The 24,503-nt window shown below is 70.9% G+C and carries 9 protein-coding genes; 5 read left to right on the forward strand and 4 right to left on the reverse strand.

Annotated elements, in window-relative coordinates:
- Positions 1–16 precede the first annotated feature (16 nt).
- The 3 genes from CRP49_RS44330 to CRP49_RS49005 form a co-directional block, all read right to left on the reverse strand.
- On the reverse strand, positions 17–4,174 hold the full coding sequence (locus CRP49_RS44330) for an Eco57I restriction-modification methylase domain-containing protein (protein ID WP_097258982.1): 4,158 nt from the start codon (positions 4,172–4,174) through the stop codon (positions 17–19).
- Complete coding sequence (locus tag CRP49_RS44335) at positions 4,171–7,152, reverse strand: helicase-related protein (protein WP_097258983.1); 2,982 nt, start codon at positions 7,150–7,152, stop codon at positions 4,171–4,173. Before CRP49_RS44335 ends, CRP49_RS44330 begins: the two co-directional genes overlap by 4 nt.
- A gap of 119 nt (positions 7,153–7,271) precedes the next feature.
- Positions 7,272–12,551 (reverse strand): DEAD/DEAH box helicase, encoded by a 5,280-nt coding sequence (locus tag CRP49_RS49005; protein ID WP_097258984.1) that lies wholly within the window; start codon positions 12,549–12,551, stop codon positions 7,272–7,274.
- A 223-nt stretch (positions 12,552–12,774) separates the two neighbouring features.
- On the opposite strand from CRP49_RS49005, the gene CRP49_RS44345 reads away from it, so the two are divergent.
- Together CRP49_RS44345 and CRP49_RS44350 are read left to right on the forward strand one after the other, a co-directional pair.
- On the forward strand, positions 12,775–13,788 hold the full coding sequence (locus CRP49_RS44345; RefSeq protein ID WP_097258985.1) for a serine/threonine-protein kinase: 1,014 nt from the start codon (positions 12,775–12,777) through the stop codon (positions 13,786–13,788).
- Between the two features lie 178 nt (positions 13,789–13,966).
- Complete coding sequence (locus tag CRP49_RS44350; RefSeq protein WP_097258986.1) at positions 13,967–16,018, forward strand: N-6 DNA methylase; 2,052 nt, start codon at positions 13,967–13,969, stop codon at positions 16,016–16,018.
- Between the two features lie 29 nt (positions 16,019–16,047).
- On the opposite strand, the gene CRP49_RS44355 is transcribed toward CRP49_RS44350, so the two are convergent.
- The gene (locus tag CRP49_RS44355) at positions 16,048–17,529 is read right to left on the reverse strand and encodes a serine/threonine-protein kinase (RefSeq protein ID WP_097258987.1); all 1,482 of its coding nucleotides are present in this window, start codon (positions 17,527–17,529) and stop codon (positions 16,048–16,050) included.
- Positions 17,530–17,711: 182 nt separating this feature from the next.
- Between CRP49_RS44355 and CRP49_RS44360 the strand changes: the two genes are divergently transcribed.
- Genes CRP49_RS44360 through CRP49_RS44370 form a run of 3 tightly spaced genes read left to right on the forward strand, consistent with a single transcriptional unit; the run spans position 17,712 to position 24,481 of the window.
- Positions 17,712–19,457, forward strand: a complete 1,746-nt coding sequence (locus CRP49_RS44360) for a PD-(D/E)XK nuclease family protein (RefSeq protein WP_257033839.1) — start codon at positions 17,712–17,714, stop codon at positions 19,455–19,457.
- Positions 19,450–20,718, forward strand: a complete 1,269-nt coding sequence (locus CRP49_RS44365) for an HU-CCDC81 and SPOR domain-containing protein (RefSeq protein ID WP_097258989.1) — start codon at positions 19,450–19,452, stop codon at positions 20,716–20,718. Before CRP49_RS44360 ends, CRP49_RS44365 begins: the two co-directional genes overlap by 8 nt.
- Complete coding sequence (locus tag CRP49_RS44370) at positions 20,711–24,481, forward strand: hypothetical protein (protein ID WP_097258990.1); 3,771 nt, start codon at positions 20,711–20,713, stop codon at positions 24,479–24,481. The genes CRP49_RS44365 and CRP49_RS44370 overlap by 8 nt, the downstream gene beginning before the upstream one ends.
- The last annotated feature ends 22 nt before the right edge of the window (positions 24,482–24,503 follow it).

The following is a 24,503-nucleotide window of genomic DNA, read 5'->3' on the forward strand; positions in this document are numbered from 1 at the left end:
CCCGAGGCTGCGGCGCTCAGGCCTCGTGACGCGGGCCCTTCCCCGGCGGCGGGTCCAGCACCGTTCGGTACTCGTCGCCAGCCGCTCGCGCGTTCTCCATACGGTCGTAGATGTCGAGGATGAGGTCCTTGGTTCGGTAAGTCCCCTGTAGGGCCTCCTCCCGCTTTCTGACCGTGGGGAACGTGTCCATCACGTACTCCACGTCCGCGTGACTGAGTCCGTACACATGGAACAGGGCCGCGTCCAGCTCCGCACGGAGAAGTTCGCGGCGTGCGCCGTCCCACCGGAAGGGGGCGCCCTCGTCTCTGTGGTGCCTGGCGAAGGGAAGCATGTCTTGGGATGTGTACGAGAGTTCCAACGAGCGTGAGGTAATCCAGCTCATCGCGTTACCGCCGAGCAGTCCATCCAACGCCGCGATTTCAACCCGCGTGGCGGCAGGGAGCTGGCGCAGCACGAAGTACTTCAACGCGGTGCCGGACAGCTTCTGCCTGGTCACGTAGTCGAAGACGAACGAGTTGAAGACCGAGAGCAGAACGGCAGCATCGTCGGGCGCGAAGGCCAGCAGGAACTTGTCTCCTACCCCATAAGCGGGAAGCGCCGAGCTGATCATGGTTCGGGTGTCGGTGGACCGAGCCACGTCACGCCACCCCAGAAGCCAGTTCTCGTACCACTTCTTGTCTGCCAGCCGCGTCTCCACCCCCGCCCACATGATCCGGTTCCCCTTCTTGTCCCGCTTGCCGGAGTCCACATCCTGCTCCGGCACCCAGTAGCGGGGCATTGGAGCGAAGTCGGGGTCGTCGTGCTGTTCCGGCGTCACGCGCGGGAGGGTGCCGACGTTGGCCTGGGCCTGGGTCTGGCCCTCGTACGTGCCGAGGCGGTGGTCGAAGTGGTGGAGCATCTTCGCCTCGTACAGCGGGAGATAGCGGCGTTTCTTCCCCTCTTCATCGACGCGCGTGTAGACGTTGCCGGTCAACTGCCAGCCCTCGTCCGCCAGTTCCTGCTTGCCCTTGAACAGGTAGGAGTCGTTGGACATGTGGAACATGGCCATGAACGTCAGACCCCACGGGTTGGTCCCGCCCCAGCCGTTCTCGTCCGGCTCCTTCATCAGCACCGGGACCCGGCGGTAGATCCCGAGGGTAATTTCCGCGTCCCGCCGGGTGCGGAACACCGGAAGGGTGCCCGTGTTGGGGTTGACAAGCAGGATCTCCTCCGGGGGCATGGCGAACCGCCGGCCGTCCAGGTCCTCCATGTACCGGGTACCGAAGGCGAAGGACGCCTCGTCGACGCGCGCGCCGACGCCGGTGACGGTGAACAGGGAGAAACGCACCGAGTGGTGCACGTCCCGGCTGAGGATGAACGCCTCGTTCTCGAAGTCCAGGAACGACGCGAGCCGCGCGGTACGCACCAGGTCCGAGAAGAACGGCGCCGTCGTGGCGTCGGTGGCGATACCGGTCGGCAGGACCAGGCCCAGCCGCCCGGTCGGCGCGATGCCCAGGGAGGCGGCCTCGGCAAAGACGGCGTACGTGTTGACGTCGCCGCGTCCGGCCAGTGGGAAGCGGCCCGAGTCGCGCAGCAGATGGCTGACGCCCTCGGAGAGGCGGCGCGCATCGATGAACTCGGTGTGCAGCGTGCGGTCCGTCTCCTCCTCGCTCTCGGCTAGCGCGTCGATCATGCGCTCGCGGGCAGCCTTGTTCGCGGCGTTCGCGATCTTCTCGTCACGGGTGGCGAAGAACTCCTGCTCCTGGAGCTTGACCCGCTCCCACGGCGGATTCCCCAGCACACAACTGAACCCGCCCTTCCACCCGGTCCGCTCGTCCACTCCCGGCGCCCCCGCATCCGCCGGAACCCGGAACACCTCCGGGAACTCCAGGTGCCAGTGGAAGAACCGGTACTCCTCCCGCAGCCGCAGGACCTCCTTCACCGTGCCGTCCGGCAGGCTCGCGCCGCCGTCCTCGGAGTGCAGGGTCAGCAGGGACTTCGTGGTCAGCGCGGGCGGCGTCGCCGTCTTCGTCTTCTTCCAGACGAACGCCGCGCACCAGGCGTCGGCCAGCTCCAGTGCCCGGATGTAGTCCGGGGAGGTGGTCAGCTCGCGGTACGCCTTGGCCTGGTTCCGGACGTCCTCCAGTTCCTGCGAGTCCGTCTCCGTGATCGCCGAGACCGTCTCGCCGAACGCCGAGTTGGACTCGGCCAGCACTTCCTCCTCCGCGAACAGGGCGTCCTGGTTCGCCCCGTGGCGCAACGCGATTTTCCACGCGGTCCGCTCCGCGGCGTTGCGCTTCTTCAGATCGGTGACGTGCTTCGGCTCGTCGCCCTCCAGCGGCTTGAACGCGTCGTCGGGCAGGCCCTCGGCCAGCAGCTTCGGGGTCGTGCCCAGCAACCCGTTGCCGTGCTTGATGTGGGCGTCGAGGAAGGTGAGCGGACGGCCCGGCCTCATCGCCTCGATCCACAACGACACCTTGGCCAGCTCCACGGCCATCTCGTTGAGGTCGACGCCGTACACGCACCGCGCGATGACGTCGCGGAGCGCGTGCCGTACGTCCTCGGCGCTCGGCTCGGGATCGTCCGTGCGGATCTCGGCGAGGCGGCGGGCGATACGGCGGGCGGCGGCGACCAGGAAGTGGCCGGAGCCGCAGGCCGGGTCGCACACCGTCAGGGCGAGCAGTGCGTCCTCGCGCTCCTTCTTCGTCGTACCCGACTTGACGGCCTGGTCGATGACCGGGTCGAGGGTGGAGTCGAGGAGGCAGTCGATGAGGGGGGACGGGGTGTAGTAGGAGCCGGACGTCTTGCGGTCGTTGCCGTCCAGCTTGGCCAGGACGTACTCGTTGCCCTCGCCGAGGCGCGGCTCCAGTTCGAGCAGGGACTCGTAGACCGAGCCGAGCTCGTCGGCGCCGAGGTGGCGGTAGTCGACCTTGCGGGGGCGGCCCAGCTTGGCGTCGTACACCTCGGATAGGGCGCGTACGGCCTCGTACAGGGACTGGTTGGACAGGCTGAGGCCGTCCAGGATCGCGTCCGTGGCGGTGGGCTCGAACAGGCCGCCCAGCGCCGGGAGTCCGAGTTCGGGGCGGCCGCCGGGGGTGCCGAGGCCCTCGATGACCAGCCGCAGCGCCTGCCACTGGTCGCCGTGGAGGGTGCCGGTGCGGCGGGCGACGCGGCGCAGGCGGGCCGTGGAGAAGTACTTCTCGTACGTCTCGCGGGCCTGCTCCGTGGCCTCGGGGTGCAGGAGCAGGTCGCGGTCCTCGGTGACGAAGAGGAACAGCAGGCGGTAGGCGAGGCGCAGCAGGGCCGGGTGGAGGTCGTCGCGGACGTTCTTGTCGCGGGTTCGCAGGGCGTCGCGCAGGTCGGCATTGTCGGGGTGGGCGATCAGGCCCGTGCCGATCACGGTCAGGGCCTTCTCTACGCCCTTGCGGAGTTCCTTCAGCGCGCGGGTGCCGCTGTCGATGGCCTCGGTGCGCCACTTCTCCAGCGGGCAGGTCGCGGCCGGCTCGCCCTCGGTGCGGGGCTCGAAGCGGGTGCGGTGCAGCAGGCGCCACAGGAGGACGAAGTCGTCGGAGCGGTCGCCGTCGAAGATCGCCTGGAGGTCGAACTCGATGAAGGCGGCGCCGGTGAGGGAGGCGGACTCGCGCAGCAGGCGCAGCTGGCGGCCGTTGGAGAGGACGCCCCAGAGGGTGGAGTCCGCCGAGCGGTTGAGGTACTCCTGCACCATCGACTGGGGGGCCTGCTTGGCCAGTTCGGTGGTGCGCGTGTCGAGGGGGACGTTCCAGCCGGTGAGGTGGACGGGGACGTGCGCCCAGTGGTGGCTGACCTCGAAGTCCTTCTCGCCGTCGTGGGAGGGCAGGCCGGGCGCGGGGACGGGGGTGAGGGCGCCGAAGCCGAGCTGCTCGAAGAGGGGCAGCAGCCAGCGTTCGGTGGTGACGCCGACCGCGTGCACGCCGGGGTCGGCGTCGGCGCCGTCGCGGGTCAGGGCGTCCTGGTAGGCGGCCCACACGCCGCGCAGATAGCCCCAGGAGCGCTCGGCGGCGTCCCGTACCGAGTCGCCCTTGGCGTACAGGCGGTAGTCGGCGGGCTTGGAGCCGGTCTGCTCCTTACCCTCCTTGATCCGGACCAGGAGGTCGTACGGCAGGAGGCCGCCGACGGTGGCGACGGAGTCGGTGACGAGGGTCCTGGCGGTACTCATGCGCCCACTCCCTGGGGGAACGTCGGGGCCGGGCGGTAGTGGTACACGCCCAGGATGTCCGGGTCGCCCTGGGGGACGACCTTCAGGCCCGCGAGGCGGGCGCGGGAGGCGGTGCGGACCCTGCGGTGCGAAGCTTCCAGGGTGCGGCCCAACTCGGCCGACTGGTTCCGTAGTTGGGGCATGATCGCGGGCAGGGCAGCCAGGATCTCGGCGATGTGCTCGGTGGCGAACCTGGGGTCGGTGTTCTGTGTGGCACGGGCGTCGAGGAGGGCCACGGCCTCGTCCTCCGGCAGCCACTCGGGGGCGTCGGGCCTGCCTCGGTAGGCGACCACGCGGGCATCCTCGGCGAGCTGCTCGCGCACCGAGCCGTCACGGGCGGGCAGGTTCAGCTGGAAGCGGTGGCGCACCAGCAGGAGCGTGGTGTTCCGCTCCACGGCCTTCGTACGGACGACTCCGCAGCGGCGGGCCGGGCGCTGCCACTCGGGGACCTTGCCGGCGTCGTCGAGGGCCGCATCCAGGACGAAGCGGGCGACGGCGGCGACCACCGGGTCGGTGCGGGTGAGGGCGGCCTCGCCGCGCGGGGCGCTGGGGGCGTCGTGGAAGACGACCGGGCGGGGGTGCCGGGGGCCGAGCGCGTGCGAGACGGTGTCGCGCAGGCCCTGCGGGAGGGCGTCGGTGTGCGCGGTGAAGCCGCCCTGCTTCGTGGGGGCGGGCATGCCGCGCAGGGCGCCCAGGGCGCGGCGGGTGAAGTCCCTCACCTCCTCGCCGGTGCCGAGCGCGGCGCGGATCTCGTCGACCTCGGCGGCCACCTCGTCCTTCTTGATGGTGAGCTGGGCGTAGCGGGAGCGGTAGCGCTTCTCCCGCTCGGCGGAGGACTGCCAGGCGATCTCCAGCTGCTCGGCCACCTCCTCCTGCGCGAACAGCCCCTCCTGCTCGTACGGCGACCGCTCGCCGCGCAGGATCAGTCCCTCGAAGACGGCCTGCATGGCGCTCTCGGACTCCTGCGGCACGGGCACGGAGATGCCGGTGACGCGGCGGATGCGCTCGTGCTTGCGGAGCAGGACGTTGAGGACGATGCCGTCGACGGGGTTGTCGGCGCCGTACAGGGTGAGCGCCTTGACGACGTCGGTGCGCTGGCCGAAGCGGTCCACGCGGCCCTCGCGCTGTTCGTGGCGGGTCGGGTTCCAGGCGAGGTCGTAGTGGAGGACCGCGTCGAAGGACTCCTGGAGGTTGACGCCCTCGGAGAGGCAGTCGGTGGCGACCAGGACGCGGCGCTCGGGCGCGGGGTTGCCTTCCTCGTCGGTGCCGGTCAGCTCGGCGATGCGGGTGACACGCTGGTCGGGCGAGAGTTCGCCGGTGACGGAGGCGACCGCGACCGGGTGTTCGGTGCCCTTCTTGTTGAGGATTTTCTTGAGGTGGTCGGCCACGTAGTCGGCGGTCGCGATATAGCGGCAGAAGACGATGGGGCGGTAGCCCTGGTCGAGGAGGTCGGAGACGGTGGTGATCAGCTTCTTCAGCTTGGCGTCGCGGGTCGGGCCATAGAGCTTCTTGGCCGATTCGGCCATGGCGACCAGGCGGGCCTTCTCCTCGTCGTCGGCCTCGACGTCGACCTCGGTGCTGGTGGCCTCGGTGCCGGCGGCCGTGGGACCGGTGGCGGTGGGGAGGCGGGTGCCCGGTACGGCGTCCGCGGACTCGGGGGTCTCGCTGTCGGCCGGGTCGGAGACGGTGCGCTCCCCGGTGCGGTCAGCCTCTGCGGGGGTGTCCGCCTCCTCGACGCCGGCGCGCGTGTTCAGGGACTGCACGGCGGCGGCCGGAGAGGAGGACAGGGTGCGCAGCAGGGCGAGGGTGGACCACCAGCGCTGGCGCTGCTGGAGGGCGCCGTCGGCCGCGCGTACGGTCTCGCGGGCGTACGCCAGGACCTCGTCGAGGAGCTTCTTGTAGTCGCGGTGCAGGGTGTAGGCGGTCTCGGCGGTGTCCCGGGAGGACGGGAAGTGCGCGCCGTCCTGGAAGTCCTCGCGGATGTCGGCGCGGCGGCGCTGCACGAAGAACTCGGCGAGCAGCCTGCGGCCCGCGTCGGTGTCGAGGGGGACGGCGGCCAGGCGGTCGTCGAGCAGGCCGATCAGTCGGCGGAAGGGCTCTTCCTTGCCGCTGTGCGGGGTGGCCGTGACCAGCAGGAGGTGGCGGTCGGTCCGGTCGGCGAGGGCGCGCAGCAGCGCGTACCGCTGCTGGGAGGAGCGGGCGGACGCGCCGACCGTGGTGTCGGAGACGCAGGAGTGCGCCTCGTCGACGATCACCAGGTCGGGGCAGTGGCGCAGGAAGTCCTCCCGGTGGCGGGGGGACTTGATGAAGTCGGTGGAGACGACGTACGCGCCGTCCGGGCGGAACACCGACTGGCCGTACGGGGTCTCACGCTCCAGACGGCCGATCGTGGACGGCAGCACGAGACGGGCATCGACGCCGAACTTGCCGTACAGCTCGGCCCGCCACTGCTCGGCCAGGGCGGGCGAGCACAGCACGACCAGGCCTCGGGCGTCGCCTTGCGCCAGCAGCTCGGCGGCGATCAGCCCGGCCTCCACGGTCTTGCCGATACCGACGTCGTCGGCGATCAGCAGCCGGACGGTGTCCTGACGCAGCGCCATCAGCAGCGGGACCAGCTGGTAGGGGCGGGGGTCGACGGCGATCGAGGCGAGCGACCGGAAGGGGCCCGCGCCGGAGCGGAAGCCGATGCGCAGGGCGGTGCGCAGCAGCCCGGCGGCCTGCTGGTCGCCGAGGTCGGAGGGGGTGGGCGGGGCGAAGGTGGCGGGGGCGACGGTCTCCAGGCCGGGCAGGACGCCCGCGATGTCGTCGTCGGCGCCCCCGAGCGGGCGCAGGACGAGCAGGTCGGGTGTGGAGTCGGGCAGCACGACCCACTCACGGCCCCGGGCGTGGACGAGGGAGCCGACGGCGTACTGCCGGGTCGGCTGGGCGGCGGTGGTCATGCGGGCCTTCCGGGGTCGGGCGGGCAGGGTCGGGCGCGGGCGAAACGGGTGCGGTCGGACGGCTCGTCGGCAGGCCATGGGACGGGGCGGGACGTTAGGGCGCGCCCCCGTCCCCGAGGTCAGCGGCGTGCTTCGCCGAACACAGAAGGGTAGTCGGCGACGGCCTTCGACCAGTCGTCGTCGTAGCGGATGCGGATGACCTCCCAGCCGATCTCCTTCAGCCGCTCGGCGGCCTCCTCGTCGCGCAGCGTCGTCTCCGCGTGGTCGTGGTGCGGGCCGTCGACGAAGACCGCGACGGGGCCGAAGGAGGTGTCGTAGACGAAGTCCGGCTTGGACAGGGCCGCGCTCAGCCTGACCTGCTGGTGGTCGGGCAGGCGGTGGCCGTGAGTCCTGAGGTAGGCGACGAACCGCTCCTCCAGGGAGGAGTCGGCGCCCTCGATGAGCGCGGCGGCCTGCTCGTCGCGGGTGCGGCCCGCGTGGCTGGAGCCGACTTCGCCGCCCGCGAAGTCCATCAGCAGCTGCTTCACCAGGTGGCGGTCGATCATCCGGTGGTGGCGCTGGTTGCCGAAGGAGAGCAGACAGTCGTAGCAGCCCTTCTCGCACGGGTCTCCGTTGCGCTTCTCGGCTCCCCGGTCGCGCCCGACCTGGTCGAAGTGCGCGATCTCCAGGGCCCGGCGGGCGGCGCGGGCGAGCGCGTCGGGCTCGGCCTGGAGGCGGCGCAGGACGCCCGCGCCGCCCTCGGCGCTCTCGATGAACAGCAGCCGCTCGCGGGGCCCGTCGTGCGGCGGCAGCTCCTCGGTGTCCAGCTCGGAGTCCTCCAGCTGGAACTCGGCCTCGATGCCCCGCTCCAGCGCGTACTGGAGGGTGATCGCGGTGTCCTTGTCGACGGGGGCCGCGAGCTTGAGGACGAGGATGTTGCGGGTGTCCTGGACGTACGGGATGACGGGGATCTTGCGCACGACCTTCTCCGCGTCGGCGAGGCCCTCGTCCTCCACCGGGGTCTCCCGGCCGGGCGCGCTCGTGCTCGGCCTGCCGGTGGAGCCGGCCAGCCACTGGCCGGTGACCGGGTCGAGCCAGAAGCCGATGTCGCCCTTGGCGACCGAGCGGCGGTAGCCCAGGTTGGTGAGCCGGACGGTGGCGCTGTCGCCGTAGACCAGTTCGGCGAGGAGGCGGCCGGCCGCGGCCTTCGCCTCGGCGCGCAGCGAACCATCCCGGCCGTCCTCGTGCTGCTTGAAACGGTAGGAGATCTCCACCGCGTAGCCCGTGCGCTGGCGCTCCTCCTCGTCGGAGGAGATCCGGTCGCGACGGTGGGTGAAGACGGTGTGCAGGTGCAGCAGCCCGGTGCGGGGGTCGCCGTACGAGCTGCCGCAGCCCAGGCAGGTGTCCTCGCGCCGCTCCTCGGGGGACAGATAGCCGCAGCCCTGGCACACCTTGGCGCTCTCGGTGGTCAGTTCGCCGCTGGTGTCCGGGGGCAGCTGCACCCGGTCCACCTTGAACCTGCTGCCCTCGTGGTAGATCAGCGCGCCCGGCCCGAACTCGCGGATCGCGATGAACCGGGACCGCTGGAGGTAGTCGCCGTCGTAGCCGCGGCTGGTGCGGCCGGTGCCGGGGATGTACGCGGCGAGCGGCAGCCGGGGGAAAGAATAGCCGGGCAGGAAGCCCTCGGAGGCGAAGTAGCGGTACGGATAGAAGTCGGACAGCACCGTGCGCTCACCTCCCTGCCTGTTCTCCAGGAGGGCGATCTGGTTCTCCGCCTGGGCGCGGCGGCGGACGGCCTGGGCCTGGGAACGGCCAGTCGCCGTGCGGTTGCGGATGTTGTCGTGCTGGATCTCCCGCTCCTCCAGGGCCTTGCGGTAGAGGTTCCGCCATCGTCCGCACTTCTCGTCGAAACGCCCGGGGGCCTTGGCGACGGTGTCCTCCAGCCACTGCTCGTGCCACCATGACGTCTCGCGCAGGGCGTCGACGCAGCCCGCGAGGACGGTGCGGGCCCGCACGAGGGCGCGCTGCTGGGCGGCCGGTCCGCCGATCTGCTCCCGCACCTCGGGCAGCAGCTCCAGCGAGGGGGTCTTGCCGTCGGTGTCGAGGATCTTGGTCATGGTGCGGCCGAGTTCCAGGCGGGTCTCGGCGAGCCAGATGGCGTGCACGTGCGAGGCGAGCAGGTCCTCGTTGGCCAGGTCGAGGCGTGGCGCGGCGACGGTGCCCGCAACCATCTGGTCGGAGCGGGTGAAGTAGTACTGGTCGTGGCTGTTGCCGGTCGCGCAGTACGTGGTGACCAGCGCGGGCTGGCCCGAGCGGCCCGCGCGGCCCGAGCGCTGGGCGTAGTTCGCGGGGGTCGGCGGGACGTTGCGGAGGTTGACGGCGTTGAGGCTGGCGATGTCGACGCCGAGCTCCATCGTGGGCGAGCAGTACAGCAGGGGCAGCGGCAGCCCCTTGCTGAACAGCTTCTCCCGCTCCTCGCGGACGTCGGGGTGGACCTGGGCGGTGTGCTCTGCGGCGTGCAGTCCGGCGAAGGTGGACGCGACCTCCTTGTAGAGACCCTTGAAGAAGGCGTTGACTCGGGGGCCCCGGCCGGTGCGGTAGGTGCGGCGCAGCCGGTCCACCGCGCCGTGCTCGTCGTCGCGGGCGTGCCAGCGGATCACCGGGTGGTGGATCTGGTAGCCGGGGTCCTCGCCCCGGCCCTGGGTGATCCGGCTCAGGACACCGCCGTCGGCGAGGACCTCCAGCAGGTCGCGGATCACCTTCTGGGCGTCGTCGAGGGAGAGGTCGTGGCTCCAGTCCGGGAAGGTCTCCGGCTTGCGGACGTGGCGGCCGAAGGCGGTGCGGCCGGTGAGGTTCAGCTCGCTGCGGGTGCGCCCGGAGCGACCAGGCCGGCCGGGGCGGGCCACCGCGACGCCGGGCGCGGGGGGCGCGGACTCGGTCTCGGCGATGGCCCATGCGTCGTTGAGCTTGGCGGACTCCTTGCGCAGTTCGTTGAACTTGCCCTCGGTGAAGTACGGGGTGTCCACGGCGCGCTGGCGGCGCAGCTCGTCCATGAGGACGCGGGCCAGGTCGAGCCGGGTGGCAGGGGTCGCGGTGCGCAGCGGCCCGGCGGCGCGCTGCCAGCGCTCTTCGTCCTGGGCGATCTGGTCGAGCCCCGCGTACTCCAGGCCCAGCAGACCGGTCTGCTCCAGGTTGGGCATGGTGATCCGCCAGCCGCGCTCCAGGTCGAGGAAGAGCCGGTACTCGGCCACCTGGGCCAGCGCGTTCAGCGTCTCCTCGGCGAGCGCCTCCACCTCGGTGGGGTTGTTGGCGTACTCGTGACGGGCCAGCCCCATGGCGGCCACGACCTCTTCGCCCAGCCGCTTCCAGCGCAGGCCCGCCTCTCCCGCCTTCAGCATGGCGCGGTAGAGGGCGCCGCGCAGCTGGGTGACCATGACGAAGTCGTTGAAGTGCCCTGCCTGCAGGCTGGCATCCTGCCTGTTGTCGACGAAGGTGAGCAACTTGCGTGCGTCCTCGCCGAGTTCGTCCGCGGGCAGACTCTTGAGGTGGCGGACGATGGAAGCGCTGACGACCGAGGTGGCGGTGGAACGGCCCTCCTGGTCGAGCGTCATCAGCTTGGCGAAGTCGCGCTCCTTGACCTGCTCGTAGCTGACGCCGCACTCCAGGCAGAACAGGAACGGGGCGGGCACGTAGGCGGCGTACAGGCCGTCCCCGTCCTTGTTCACCGCCGTGCCGTCGGGCCTCACCCACACGGGCTGCGGGGCGCGCTTCTTGCGGCTCGGGGTGAGGACGGGCGTGCCCTTCTTGGGGTCGAGGGTGAGCCAGCTGTCGGGGAAGCGGCGCTGGTCGATCGCGTCCGTGACACGCTCGGGCCACGGGTTGGTGGCCGAGAGGTAGAGGTAGCCCTGCTCGTCGTCCGCGTCCTCACGGGTGCGGAAGGCGACCGTGCCGTCGTCGCTCTGCTCGCGGGCCACGGTGAGGTACTCCTGGCCGCACTCGCGGCAGAAGGACAGCGGCAGCAGGAGCTTCTCCGGCTCTCCGGGCACCCGCTGCTGGTAGGTGCGGGTGATGTGGCGGCTGTCCGCCGGCTCCAGGGAGACGTATGCCGAGCCGCCCTTGGAGAGGAACTGGTGGAGGCGGAACGCGAACAGCGCGCGGTCGTCGGCGTCGCGGACCTGTGTGCCGGCCCGGAGGGTGGACCGGATGGCCTTGGCGCAGGCGGTGTACGGCTCGTCCTCGGGGGCGTCGCGCGGGATGTCGAAGGCGTCCTCGCGTAGGACGCGCGCGGCGAGCTCCACGGTGGTGGGCTTGGCGCGCACCAGCAAGCGGGTGCCGTCATCGTCGGTGGTCTCGGTGAGGCCGAAGGCGGTCTCAACCCAACGGGCCAGCGGGTCGGCCTTGAGTGCGTCGTACTCCAGCGGAGGGTTGTTCTCCCTTACGCGGGCGGCGAGTTCGGCACGTGTGGGGGTCGTGTCGCCGGTCGCGCGGACCAGGGTCTCGCCCACCACCCGGTCTGGGGAGATCTCCGTGTCGAACAGGGTGGAGGCGACCTCGGCGACCTCACGGCGGCGGGCGGCGGGGGTGCCCTTGGTGGACATGGTGGCGGAGGTGCCGACGCACTGCAGGGCGGGCGACTCGCAGGCCTCGCGCACGCGCCGGACCAGCAGGGCGACGTCGGCGCCCTGACGGCCGCGGTAGGTGTGCAGTTCGTCCAGGACGAGGAAGCGCAGGCCCTTGGCCCGGCCGATGAGACGCTTGCGCTCCTCGGGGCGGGTGAGCATCAGCTCCAGCATCACGTAGTTGGTGAGCAGGATGTCCGGGGGGGTGTCGAGGACCGCGTCCTTCTCGGACTGCTTCTCCTGGCCGGTGTAACGGGCGTACGTGACGGGCTCGTTGCCCTCGCCGTATCCGGCGGTGAGGAACTTCCTCAGCTCGCCCCGCTGGCTGTTGGCCAGCGCGTTCATCGGGTAAACGATGATCGCCTTGATGCTCGGGGGGTCTCCGGGCCGCTTCTCGCTCAGGATCCGGCTGACGATGGGCACGATGTAGCCGAGGCTCTTTCCGGAGCCGGTGCCGGTCGTCAGGACGTACGAGTCCTTCGAGTCGGCGGCCTCGATGGCGTCGCGCTGGTGCCGGTGGAAGCGGATGGGACGGATCGTCGCACCCCGCTTGTCCTTGCCGGTACGGAAGATCCGCTTGCACTCGGGGTGGAGGAGGCCGAGGTCGTCGGCGAGGTGGTCGACGGTGCCGCCGCTCGCGAAGCTCGGGTTGAGCGAGAGCCAGGGGTCGGGCCACTGGTCGCCGTCGGCAAGGGACTTGGACACCTTCTCGCCGATCCGCGGGTCGTCGATCACCACCGATCCGGACGTGTATTCCTTGTAGTCCCGGATGAGCCGACGGTGCACATCGAAGACGTCCACGTGATCCTCACTAGCTCCCGACGTAATCCACGCATCACCGTAGCGGGTGAGGCGCACGGGACGAACCGCCCCGCCTTCACTCCATTAGAGCAAGAGCATGTGAACTTAGTCAACGAATAAAGCGTCGCGCGGGCGGCATTCGGAGCACCACCGTGTCACACTCTCCCTGACACCAGCCCGGGCAGGGCGCGGCAGGGCACGGAGGGGACGGGCCGCAGCGCAAATGGAAACCGGAACACTGATCGCCGGTCGCTACCGGATCAAGCGCCTCATCGGCCGGGGCGGCATGGGAGTCGTCTGGCTCGCCCACGACGAGAACCTGGGCCGCGACGTGGCGCTGAAGACCATGAACGTCGATCCGGGACTCACCGAGGAGCAGCGCGCACGCGACGCCGAAAGGTTCCGCCGGGAGGCGCAGGCCGTCGCGCGACTCGACCACGCGGGCCTCGCCACCGTCTACGACCTCGGCGAGGAGAACGGCACCCGCTTTCTCGTCATGCAGTACGTGATCGGGCCCCCGCTCGACGACCGGATCGTCGAGGAGGGCCCGCTCTCCATCGAGGAGACCGCGTCGATCGGCGTCCAGATCGCCTCGGTCCTGGGTTCAGTGCACGCCCGCGACGTCGTGCACCGCGACCTCAAGGGCAGCAACGTCGTGATCCGCACGGACGGCGTGGTCAAGGTCCTGGACTTCGGCGTCGCCGCCTTCCTCGACCCGGACACGACAGGCCTCACCACGACCGGTGAGCGCCCTGGCAGCCTGGAATGCATGGCGCCGGAACAGGTGCGGGGCAAGCCGGTCGACCCCCGCACCGATCTGTACGCCCTGGGCTGCCTGCTGTACGCGATGCTGACGGGCGAGCCGGTCTTCACGCACGAGTCCGAACTGATGCTGCCCGGCATGATCCTTGAGCAGCCGCCCGTACCGCCCGGAAGGCTCCGCGCGGGCATCCCCTCCGAACTGGAGGACCTGGTGCTCCAGTTACTGGCCAAGGACCCCGACGAGCGACCCGCCCACGCCGGCGAGGTGTGGCGGCGCCTCGCCGTGTGGCTGCCCGAGCGCCGCACCCCCGAACAGGCACTCCTCCCGTGGGCCGAAGTGGACCCGCTGCGACCCTTCACCCACCCAATGGGACCCGAGGCCCGGCCGGTGAGGGCATGGGCAACATCGGGGCGGAGCGGCCGACCCGGGCGGACGGGGGCGGCGTCCGGGCGGAACGGCCGGCCGTCGCGCTGACCCGCGCGCCTCGCCGACCGGAACGCGACGTACGCCCCAAAACCGCACTGACGTATCTGTGAACAAAGTCAATGGTCATGTACGCTGACCGATGCAGTTCGGAGGAAGGGTGACTTGATCACACACCCATGACCGAGGGGAAAGTCCTCCCTCCACCAGAAATGCCCTGGGAGTGTAGATGTCCACGTCGCGTGCCGTACCGGTGACCCTGGCCGAAATCGCCCGCCTTGCGGGTGTGGGACGAGCCGCGGTGAGCAACTGGCGGCGGCGGCATCCGTCCTTCCCCGAGCGGATCGCCGGCACCGACACCAACCCTCAGTTCTCCTTGACCGACATCGAGGGCTGGCTGCGCGACAACAAGAAGTTGAAGAAGTCCGCCGAGAGGGAATGGCTCTGGCCCGGTTTCGAGGCGCTCGGCGGGCGTGACGAGACCGGGGCCGCAATCGCCGAGGTAGGACGGCTCCTCGCCGGGCGGGCGAGCGACGAAGGCGAAGAGATCCGTGCCGAGACACGGGAGCTGATCGAACGGGCCGTGGATCTCGGACAGCGTGAAGGGGGCACGGAAACGTTCGCGTTTCTGCTGCGCCGCTGGCTCGACGTCCATGTGCGCCAGATCGCCACGACCCCGGAACCGCTGGCATCCCTCATGGCAGAAATCGCCCTCAGGGCGGCCAACGGCGTGGCGGGCGACAGTCCGGGCAGCTCCGGCGGCATCACGGTCATGGACCCTGCTTGCGGCCCAGGGCATCTCCTCCTGGCCGGGGCCGACGCCGCGAGGGCATCCGGCGCCGAGGCACTCACACTGCTCGGCAGTGACCGGGACGCCGTCCTCGCCTTGCTGGCGGACTCCCGCATGGCCCTCGCCGAGAGAGAGGGCCACAGGGAGAAGGAGTGGGCGCAGGTCTCCGTACGGGCTGCGGACTCCCTGCGCGACGACCCGTTCTACGGCACCCCCGCCGACATCGTCCTGTGCAACCCGCCCTTCAACGAACGGGACTGGGGATACGAGGAGTTGGCCACCGACGCACGCTGGAGCCACGGCCTTCCCCCTCGCACCGAACCCGAACTCGCCTGGGTCCAGCACTGCCTGGCCCAGCTGCGGCCCGGCGGCGCCGCGGTACTGTTGCTGCCGCCCGCCGTCGCGGCCAGGAAGGCCGGCCGCCGCATCCGCGGCTCGCTGCTGCGCACCGGGCAACTGCGGGCCGTCGTAGCGTTGCCACCGGGCTGCGCCGCACCGCACAGCGTCTCCCTCCACCTGTGGGTGCTGCGGATGCCCGTCCACGGGGAAGGCACACCGGTGGGCGATCGGCTGCTGGTCGCCGACGCGGCCTCGCGGTTCCCCCGAGACGCGGAGGAGAAGTGGACCCCCGACTGGGCGGCGATCAGCGCTTTCGTGCGCGAGGCCGTCGAAGAGGCGGACTCCCCACAGGCCCCTGCCTGTGTACGACAGGTGCCCGTCATCGAACTCCTCAACGACGAGGTCGACCTGACCCCTGGACGCCACATTGCCCCGCACCCGGCGGACACGGCCCCCCGACTGGCCGAATCCTGGCGGGAGTTCACCGGGCTCACCGCGAACGTGAACAAGTCGGCCAGGCTGCTCGCGGCGCTCGACCTCGCCACGGCCGAGGCGGACACACCGACGGCAACCACAGTCGCCGAGCTCGCCCGGGCCGGGGCGCTCACCCTGCGCGGCGGCCAGCAACCGCCGGAGGAATCGATCCACGCCGGCCCGCCGTCCGACGACGGCATCCCCCTCCTCACCGTCCCCGATCTTCTGGTGGACGGCGAACCCCGCAGCTGGCTCGCTCCCGGCACCGCGGCGGCCGGCGAGGCCGTGATCGCCGACCCCGGGGACATCGTGGTGGTGGGCGTCGCCCGTGCCTTCTCGGCCTGGGTCCACGAGGGGCCGCCGACCGCCCTCGGCCCACAACTGCATGCTGTGCGGGTACAGCCCGAACAGCTGGACGCCTGGTTCCTCGCCGGTTCACTGCGGGCTCCCGCCAATGCCCGGCAGGCCGGAACCCACACCACGAACTCCTCCCGCATCGACGTCCGCCGTCTTCAGATCCGCCAGGTTCCCCTCGGAGAACAACGGCGCTACGGAGAGGCGTTCCGCGAACTCATCGCCTTCGAACGGCTGTTGCGCCGCGCGGCCGACCTCGGCACCAGCCTTGCCCGCGACCTTGGCGACGAACTGGCGGCCGGACACCTGGCCAACCAGGCGTAGCACATCGGCTCGCCCGCACCGGCTGGCCGTCACGCCTCCCCGCGTCTGGGTTCGGCCAGACGGGCCGTGAGCTGGGCGTCGACCGCGTGGCGTACGGCCTCGACACGAGCCGCGAGTTCCGGTGGCAGTCCGGCGGCGGTGCGGCCCGCCGTGTCAACCGCCGCGATGGCCGCCTCCAGTTCCCCGAACGTGAGCCGGCACTCGGCCGTGCGCAGCCGGATCAGCGCGCGATCGGCCCGCTCGGCCGGGCCGTCCCCGTGAATGAGATCGTTGTCGACGGCCTGGTAGAGGCGGGCCGCAGCGCCGAAGTTGCCGGAGAGGCGGAATCCGTCCGCAGCCCCCTGCCACACGCGACGCACCAGAGGGCGCCGCTCACCCCACTCCTTGCGGACCCGTTCTGTCAGACCGTGCAGCCGGTCGGTCGCGTCGCCCGGCTCACCGGACGCGATCTCTGACTCGGCCTGCACGCAGAGCTGTTCCACCACACGGGCGTCCAGCCACTCAACGGCCGGTGCGGACGCGACAGGCAGCGTGAGACCAACCGGGCGCGGACCAACAGCCCGGTCCCGCGGCCGACGCATGGGGGCGGTGGGGTCGGGGCGGGTGCGGGGCCGAGGCTCGGGATCGCCGACCCCCGGGGCGAACGGGTCGAGGACCTCCGGGACCTCGTCAACGGCGGGGCGCTGCTCGGGCTTCTTGGCGAGCATCCGCAGCACCAGATCGTCGATCGGCTCCGGGATGCCCGCGGCGTACGTGCTCGGTGGCAGCGGCTCCTCGTTGAGGTGCTTGTCGGTCAGGCCGGACTCCGCGCCGAGCGGGAACGGGGGCCGCCCGGTGAGGAGTTCGTAGAAGATGCAGCCGAAGCAGTAGACATCCGTGCGCGTGGTGGGCTCGCGCTCCAGGAGCTGCTCCGGCGCCAGATAACCGCGGGTGCCAAGCGTCGAACCGTGCGCCGTGTAACGGGTGGCGTCGGCGTGCAGCGGCTTGGCGATGCCGAAGTCGATGAGGACGACCCACCCCTCTTCATCGATCATGATGTTCGCGGGCTTGAGGTCCCGGTGTACGACCGGCAGCGTGTGTGCGCAGGCCAACGCCCCTGCCACCTGGATGGCGACGGCAACCGCCGTGGCCAGAGGCAGGGGGCTGTGCTCGTCGAGGAAGGTCCGCAGACTCACTCCGGTCACCAGGCGCATGGCGATGTAGGGGACGCCCCGGTGCGATCCGCTCCCGTACAGTTCGGTGATTCCCGGGTGGTCGAGCGTGCCCAGGAGGTTGGCCTCGCGCCGGAACCGGGCGTTCCTGACGGCGAGTTCGGCATCTCGCTCGTACGGGTCGAGGCAGTACAGGGCCTCGGAGTCGTGGCGCAGGAACTTCACCGCGACCTCCCGCCCCCCGGACACCTCTCGGGCCCGCCAGACCTGGGCCATCCCGCCCTTGCCCAGAGAGTCCTTCAACTCGTAGCGCCCGTCGACCAGGTCACCCACGCCGGGCTTGTACGTATCCGCGTCCACCACCGTGCCCCTTCGCACCGCTGCGCATCAGACCCACCAGCGTAGCGTGAAAGACTCTGAACGCGAGCCGTCCATGGACTCAGTTCACAACTTTGTGCCATGCTCAAGTGGTGCCCGGACGTCCTCGGACTCCCGTTGCTCTGGGCACCCTCCTGCCCATACCGCCTGCCACGGGGGTCACCATGCAGAACCCACCCGGTGTCGCCGGCCACGACTGGTTGATCAGGGCGAGCCCCCGGATGGCCCGGCCCGACGACGCGGCCTGTCCCACCCACCGACGCACCGCAATGCGGCCCCTGCTCGTCGCCGACCCGGCCGTGCCGTTCCGGCGGCCACCCCGCGAGGAGTTCGGGTTCGGCCCGCTGTTCACCGCCCTCGACCTTATGGAACACGACGGATGGTCCGTGGAGCGGGTACGCGAGGAACTCCGGGGCACCCGCGGCCCCTTCCGGGGATGGGGCGCCCCGGTCCACCCCGCCCACCTGGCCTGGACCGCGTACGCCCTGGAACGGTACGTGGGCGCCCGTACCCGCGAACAGGCAGCCGCCGTCGAGGCCGGGCTGCCTGAGACCAAGCCGGTGAAGCAGCCATGGACGTGGCGCACTTCCCGCACGGACGCTCCCGACGCGCGTGGCGCCCGGCAGTACGAGCACACACTCTGGGGCCGCATGTACGCCTCCTCCGACGGAAGGGTGCGCGACCTGTGGCTGCCCTCCATGGGCCGGGCCAAGACCGGCCGCCCCGACGCGGAACTCGGTGCCGTGGCACAGGTGATGGCCTTCGGCGCGCCCACACCTCGCCGCAAGCAACGCGCCCAGCCTCCGCCCACCGCGACCGAGAGCACCAGCTTGCCCCGATTGGTCCGTGTCTTCGACGTCGGGTGCGCCGACGGGTCCGTGGAGGAGCTGCTCTCCGAAAGCCCCGCCGAGGCGAGGCAGCGGTTCAGGGACGACGCTGTGCCTGCCTTCGTCACGGCTGCCACGGAACTCGGCATGCAGCCCGGGGAGAGCTGTGTCGACTGCAAGTCGATCGCCGGCTGCACGGATCTGAAACGCACCCCGCGGCTGTGGGGCGGGCGCCCTCCGGCTGTCGCACGCCAACGCCGCTCCGTCTCCGTCTGGGACCTGCGGCTGCATGCCGAGTGCCCCGCCCAGTACCACCTGGTGCGGCGACTGCACCTCAACGACCTCTCGGCCGAGGATCGGGGGGCACGGCGCGGCAGAGCCGTCGACGCCTGGCTCGACGCAGAGCACGCCGAACGCCCGGTGCGCGGCTGCCGGGACCGCGAGATCCCCGAGCCGACGGCGGTACGGGCAAGGGCCGGACTCGACGACACCTCCGCACGCGAGGCTGCCGGGATGCTCGCGGAACACCGGCTCCTGTGCCCTCTCAACGGACTTGACGCCGACGAGCAGGTGCTCGTACAGCATCGGGTCACGGCCTACGTGCCCGAACTCGACATCGTCGTCCTCGCCGTACCCGACCTGGTCTACACCCACCGCGGCCGGTGGATCTGGCGCGAGACCAAGACGTCGACCCGCCCGCTGTGGGAACGCGACTCCCTGCTCCACACCTATCCCCAACTCGCCCTGGGCGTGCTGCTGTTCCACGCGGGTGCGCTCGGCGACGACCCGCGCCGCTCCTGGGTCGAGCTGGAGCACCTACGTGAAGGCCACGGGGAGAGTCGACTCGAACCCATCGACCCCGGCCGCGCCGAGAACGTCGACGAAGCCCGGGCCGTCATCGCCGGACTCGCCCAGCCGCTCCTGGACGACACCGCCTACGAACCGAGGACCGGACGCCACTGCCATGGCTGTCAGGCCCGGACCTGGTGTCGGCCCGGCACCGCCTACGTCACCGACCATCCGCGCCCGCCGAGCCCCGACACGCAGACCTCGCCCCAAGGAGACGCCACGCCCCATGCCTGACCAACAGCTCGTACCGGACTGGCTGTCCAACCCCGATGTCGTCCTCCTGCGGGACGTGGCCACCGCCGTACTGCACCTGGCGGCCGTCGACCGCCTCGACTCCTTCGCTCTGCCCTACCCGGCCGGCGCGCAGCGGGCCCTGGATGCCCTGGTACTCCAGTGCCTGCGCAACGGCGCCAAGCCCCCGGCCGGGGTGCCCGAGATGATGCGCTGGGCCCGCGCCCGCCCCTTGGGCAGCTGGCCCTTGGACCGACTGCCCACCGACCTGTTCGACACCACGGACAGGCTGATCGACGAGGATTCCGGAGAGCCCTCGCAGCTTTGCCACGAGCTCGCCGTGCAGGGGTACGGCGACAGCACCGGACGGCAGTACGACCGCCTGGTGATCCACGAGGCCCTGCGCGCCTGCCGGGCCGTGTCGTCACCCGAGTCGTACACGGCCTTCCGTCGCCTCCTCGTGAACCAGCCCGTCCTCACCGAGGCGGACTGGGCTGAGGTGAGCACCGACCTCTTCCTCGACCCCGTGCGCTTCCTCGTCGAGGAGATCTATGCCCCCGTCCCGCTCGGGTTCCGCCGGGACGGCGCGTACCTGTGCTGTCATCGCTGCCTGACCCTGCTCCATCCGGTGTCCGACACCGAGTGGTGGTGCGAGCGCGACCAGTGCCGGCACCAAGGTCCCCCACCGCACGGCCGGGAACTCGTCGCGTCCGAGGTGGGCGAGCTGCGTCAACTGCGGAAACCCCTGCGGCAGTTCGTCACCGGGCCCGGACGCGCCGAGGTCTTTCTGGAGGGCGAGCTACGCGCCCTGGGCCTCACCGTCGAGATGTGGCCCGGCTTCGACGCGTACGACCTTCGCATCACTTTCCCCGACGGTCACGTGTGGGCCGTCGACGTCAAGGACTGGGCACACCCCGCCTTCCTCGGACGCGCCGCCACCACCGTCCGCCCCGAGCCCCCGTACGACGAAGCCTGTTGGGTGGTGCCCGCATTCCGGGTGCGTACCCGCCGTGACTACCTGGCCATGTACGCCAAGGAGCGGGGCGCGGGGGCGGGCGGTCTGCGGCTGCTGACGGACGACCAGTTGAAACGGACCGCGCGGCTGCGGCTGTCCGGCGAACGCGGGCCGGACGCGTCCATCGCACCTCTGCACACCGTGCCCCGTGCCAGGGAGCACGGTGTGGCACACACAGCGTCGTCCCGGTCCGGAAACCAGACCGCGGCGACCGACGGCGCCGGGATGACGGGAGCAGACCATGCGTGACCGCAGCAGCTGGTACCAGCCGGTCGTCGCCGCGCTGAGGCCTTGGCCCGAAGAACACGCCGGGACCCGGCCCGCTCTGCTCTGCCAGGTCGAGCTTGCTCTGCGGCTGATGGAGACCGTGGCGCCCGGTCACGCTGCCGACGGGGCGTGGACGCTCCTCGGCGGCTACGGCCTCGCCTTCGCACGGGCCTCGAAGCTCCCCACTGGCACCACCGAACAGGTCGCGCTGGCCGCGGCCCGGCACCTGCTCTGGCCGATGCGCCGCGGCCGGATGTGGCAGCAGAGCCTGGACGCCTACCTGGAACTGCCCGAACGTCTGCGCGCGTACCGCGTCCCGGCGGCCGGGGAGCCCGCCCATCGTGTCCCCCTCAAGGTGGCGGCCGACCGCTTCACCACCTACGACGACGCGCTCGCGAACCTCCCCGGCTTCGCCACGAATGCACTTCCCCCGGCGGAGGCGGGCGAACACCGCTTCATGGACCGCCGCCACCGGCGCACTTCCGTCACGATCCCCGCCGATCTCGTGCGGGACCCCTTCACCGGCCACCCCCTCACCGCCGAACGCCCGGCCACCGCAGGCCCCCTCGACGTGCCACTCGACGAACTCGCCTACGTCGCACGGTGGATGGACGCTGAGGAGCAGCGGCGCGGGCTCAAGGCGGGGAACTGGGAGCAGCGTCTCACCCAACTCGACCTCGACACCCGTACCCCGGACGGGACAGACTTCGAAGCGGCGTCCGCGCTGCCGCTCGACCGGCTCACCCACCTCGTCGGCATGGTCGGCGCCGGTAAATCGACCTTGATGACCCTGCTCGCCGTCTGGGCGTACCACAACGGCCTGCGCATCACTCTCGTCGTCGGCGACGTGGCCGAACAGCTGACGCTGACCGAGCTGTTCCGCACACTCGGCCTGAGCGCCGCCCTGGTGCAGGGGGGAACGACGCGGCCCCAGCACACCCAGCGGCTGCACCGCAGACTCGCCGCACGGGGAGAACACTCCCTACTGGCTCACACCGGACCCGTCTTCGCCCACCTCAGCACCGCCTGCCCGCTGGACGCCCTGCGCGCACTCGACACGTCCGAGCCCCTGCGCTACACCGACGCGCCCTGCGGTGCCCTTCACCCCGCTCGGCGCCAGGAGACCGCCGAGGAGCCCCCGGCCGAGCGCGCGGTACGCGAGCTCGAACGAGCCCGAGGCGCCGGCAACAGGGAGGCCGCCACGGACGACACCGACACCGACGAGGAGGACCTGGGCACCCCGCACGCCTGCCCACTGTGGAGCGTCTGCCCCCGGCACTCCGCCGCCCGTGACCTCGTGGACGCGCTGATCTGGGTAGCCAACCCGGCCAGTCTCGTCCAGACCGCGGTTCCGCGTCAGCTCAACGCCGAGCGCCTGCGCTATCTGGAGCTGGCCTGCCTGCGCAGCGACATCGTCGTCGTCGACGAGGCCGACCGCGTACAGATGCAGCTCGACCAAATGTTCGCCCCGTCGGCCACGCTCGTCACCACCGGTGTCTCCGACTCCTGGCTTGACCAGCTACAGACCCACGAGATCGCCGAACTCGCCCGGCAGGGACGGCTGCAGCTCTCCGACCAGGACGTGGAACGGTGGTCCGCCGCCCTGGACGTCGTTGGTTCCGCCGCGGACCGGCTGTACGCCATGCTCATCGACGACGGAGGCCTGCGGGACTGGGCGCAGATCGACTACTTCAGCGCCTGGACCCTCCAGGAGAAGCTGCTGCAAGCCTGGTACCCGCTGACGCGAGGCCAGGCCGCCGGGTGGCCGGACAGCACGAACGAAGGGGATGTCGAGGACGAGAGCGCACTCTACGAGGACGAGGAAGGGCTCGGGGCCGATGGCGACTCCCACATCCCCGACGCTCCGTGGGCGCAGCGACGCACCGAGATCACCGGGTTCTTCGACACGTTCCGCGACGATCCGCTCGGCGGACGCGGCCCCTACGTAACCCCCGCCGACGAGCTCACGGCCCTCGCCCACGACGTCCTGCACACCCTCGACGAGAAGCGGACACGACGCCGAGTCCGCGCGCTCCTCGACTCCTTCCTCGTCGGAGCGCCAGGCCCGGAACAGCGCCCCATGCCCGCTGCCAAGCGAGGCAAGGAACCTGCCCCCGAGGACGTGCCACTCACCGAGCAGTGGCGTGAACTCAACGCACAGCGGCTGGAGTTCACCCTCGTCCTCGCCGCCCTGCACCAACGCCTTGACCGGGTGACGTTCCTGTGGCCTCAGGTGGAGGCAGCGCTACGGCTGGACTCGGCGGCCCACGAGCTGACCCGCCGCCCGCCCCTCGACTACGCGCCACTGCTGCCCGAAGCGCCCATGGGCAACGTCCTGGGCTTCCAATACCTGGTGGACGAACGGGCCGCCGCCCGCAACAAGGACGGACACCGTACCGGCACCCTGCGCTTCTTCCGTTGCGCGGGCGTGGGCCGGGAACTGCTCCTGGGTCTTCCCCAGCTCGGCGCCGACCCAGGCCTCGGCAAAGCCGGCCCACACGTGCTGTTGATGTCCGGCACCAGTTGGGCCGGCACCTCTACCCGGGCCCACGTCCTCGCACCTGTCCGCGCCGTACTGAAACCGCAGCCCAAGGCTCTCGACGCCATCCGGAAGACCGTGTTCCGCACCGAGTTCCTGTACGACGCCGCAGGACAGCCGATCCGGCTCTCCGGCCAGGACCCCGACCAGCGCGAGGACGTCCTGCGCCTGATGATCGACCGGCTCGCCCGGTCCCGGAGCGACGGCAACTCCTCCCCTCTCCAGAGCGAACTCGCCCGAATCCCCGACCAGCGCCGCAGACGTGCCCTGCTCCTGGTGGGCAGCTACGCGGAAGCCAAAGTGGCCGCCACCGCCCTGAACGAGATCCCGCGCTGGCGTGGCCGCGTACGCGTCCTGGCCGCCGACGACGCCGAACTAGAGGCCGCCGTCAACGGGACTGCGTCGGCACGAAGCCAGGCGCCGGCCACGGAATCGGGCGCAGGAGCGGTCCGGCGTGGGGACCTCGCGTCCTTCGCCGACGACCCGGACGCCGAACTGCTCGTGGCGCCCCTCCTCGCCGTGGAGCGAGGACACAACATCCTCACCGCCCCCCAACGGCCCGGCGAGGAGAAGGTGGCGGCGTTCGGGACGGTGTTCTTCCTGGTCCGCCCGCACCCCCGCCCCGACGACCTCTCCCTGGCGGTCTTCGCCATCAACGACTGGGCGACACGGTTCGTACGCGGTCAACTGAAGCTGCCGGACGAAGGGACGTTCAGCGACATGGTCACCCAGGCCGGGGACCTGGACGCGGCAGGCAGTGCTTTCAGGACCGCCGCACGCGGCGTGTGGCGGCACGTACTGTCACGGCCCTACATCTACTCCTCGCTCTCCGATGACGAGAAGAAGTCCTTCGTCTGGGACCAGCTCGTCACCATCTGGCAGGTCATCGGGCGCCTCGTCCGCGGTGGCGTACCCGCCCGCGTCGTGTTCGTCGACGCGGCCTTCGCACCGCGACTCGCCGAGGCACAGGCGCCCTTCACCGGCCAGAACCGGCGTCCACGCCGCGCAGGCGACCCCGGGCTGCTGGTCAGGCTACGGGACGTTCTGGCGCCGTACTTCGCGCACACCGACACGGACACCGGCACCGTCGGGTACGGCGCGCGCACCGATCCCGCCGACGCCGCACTTGTCAAGCTGCTCTACCGCCCGCTGTACGAAGCACTGTGCGCCATGGGGACGTCACCCGGCCCGCGATCGGTCGACTGAAGCACGCCAACCACCGCCCTGG

Source organism: Streptomyces sp. Ag109_G2-15, assembly GCF_900215565.1.
GTDB lineage: Bacteria > Actinomycetota > Actinomycetes > Streptomycetales > Streptomycetaceae > Streptomyces > Streptomyces diastatochromogenes.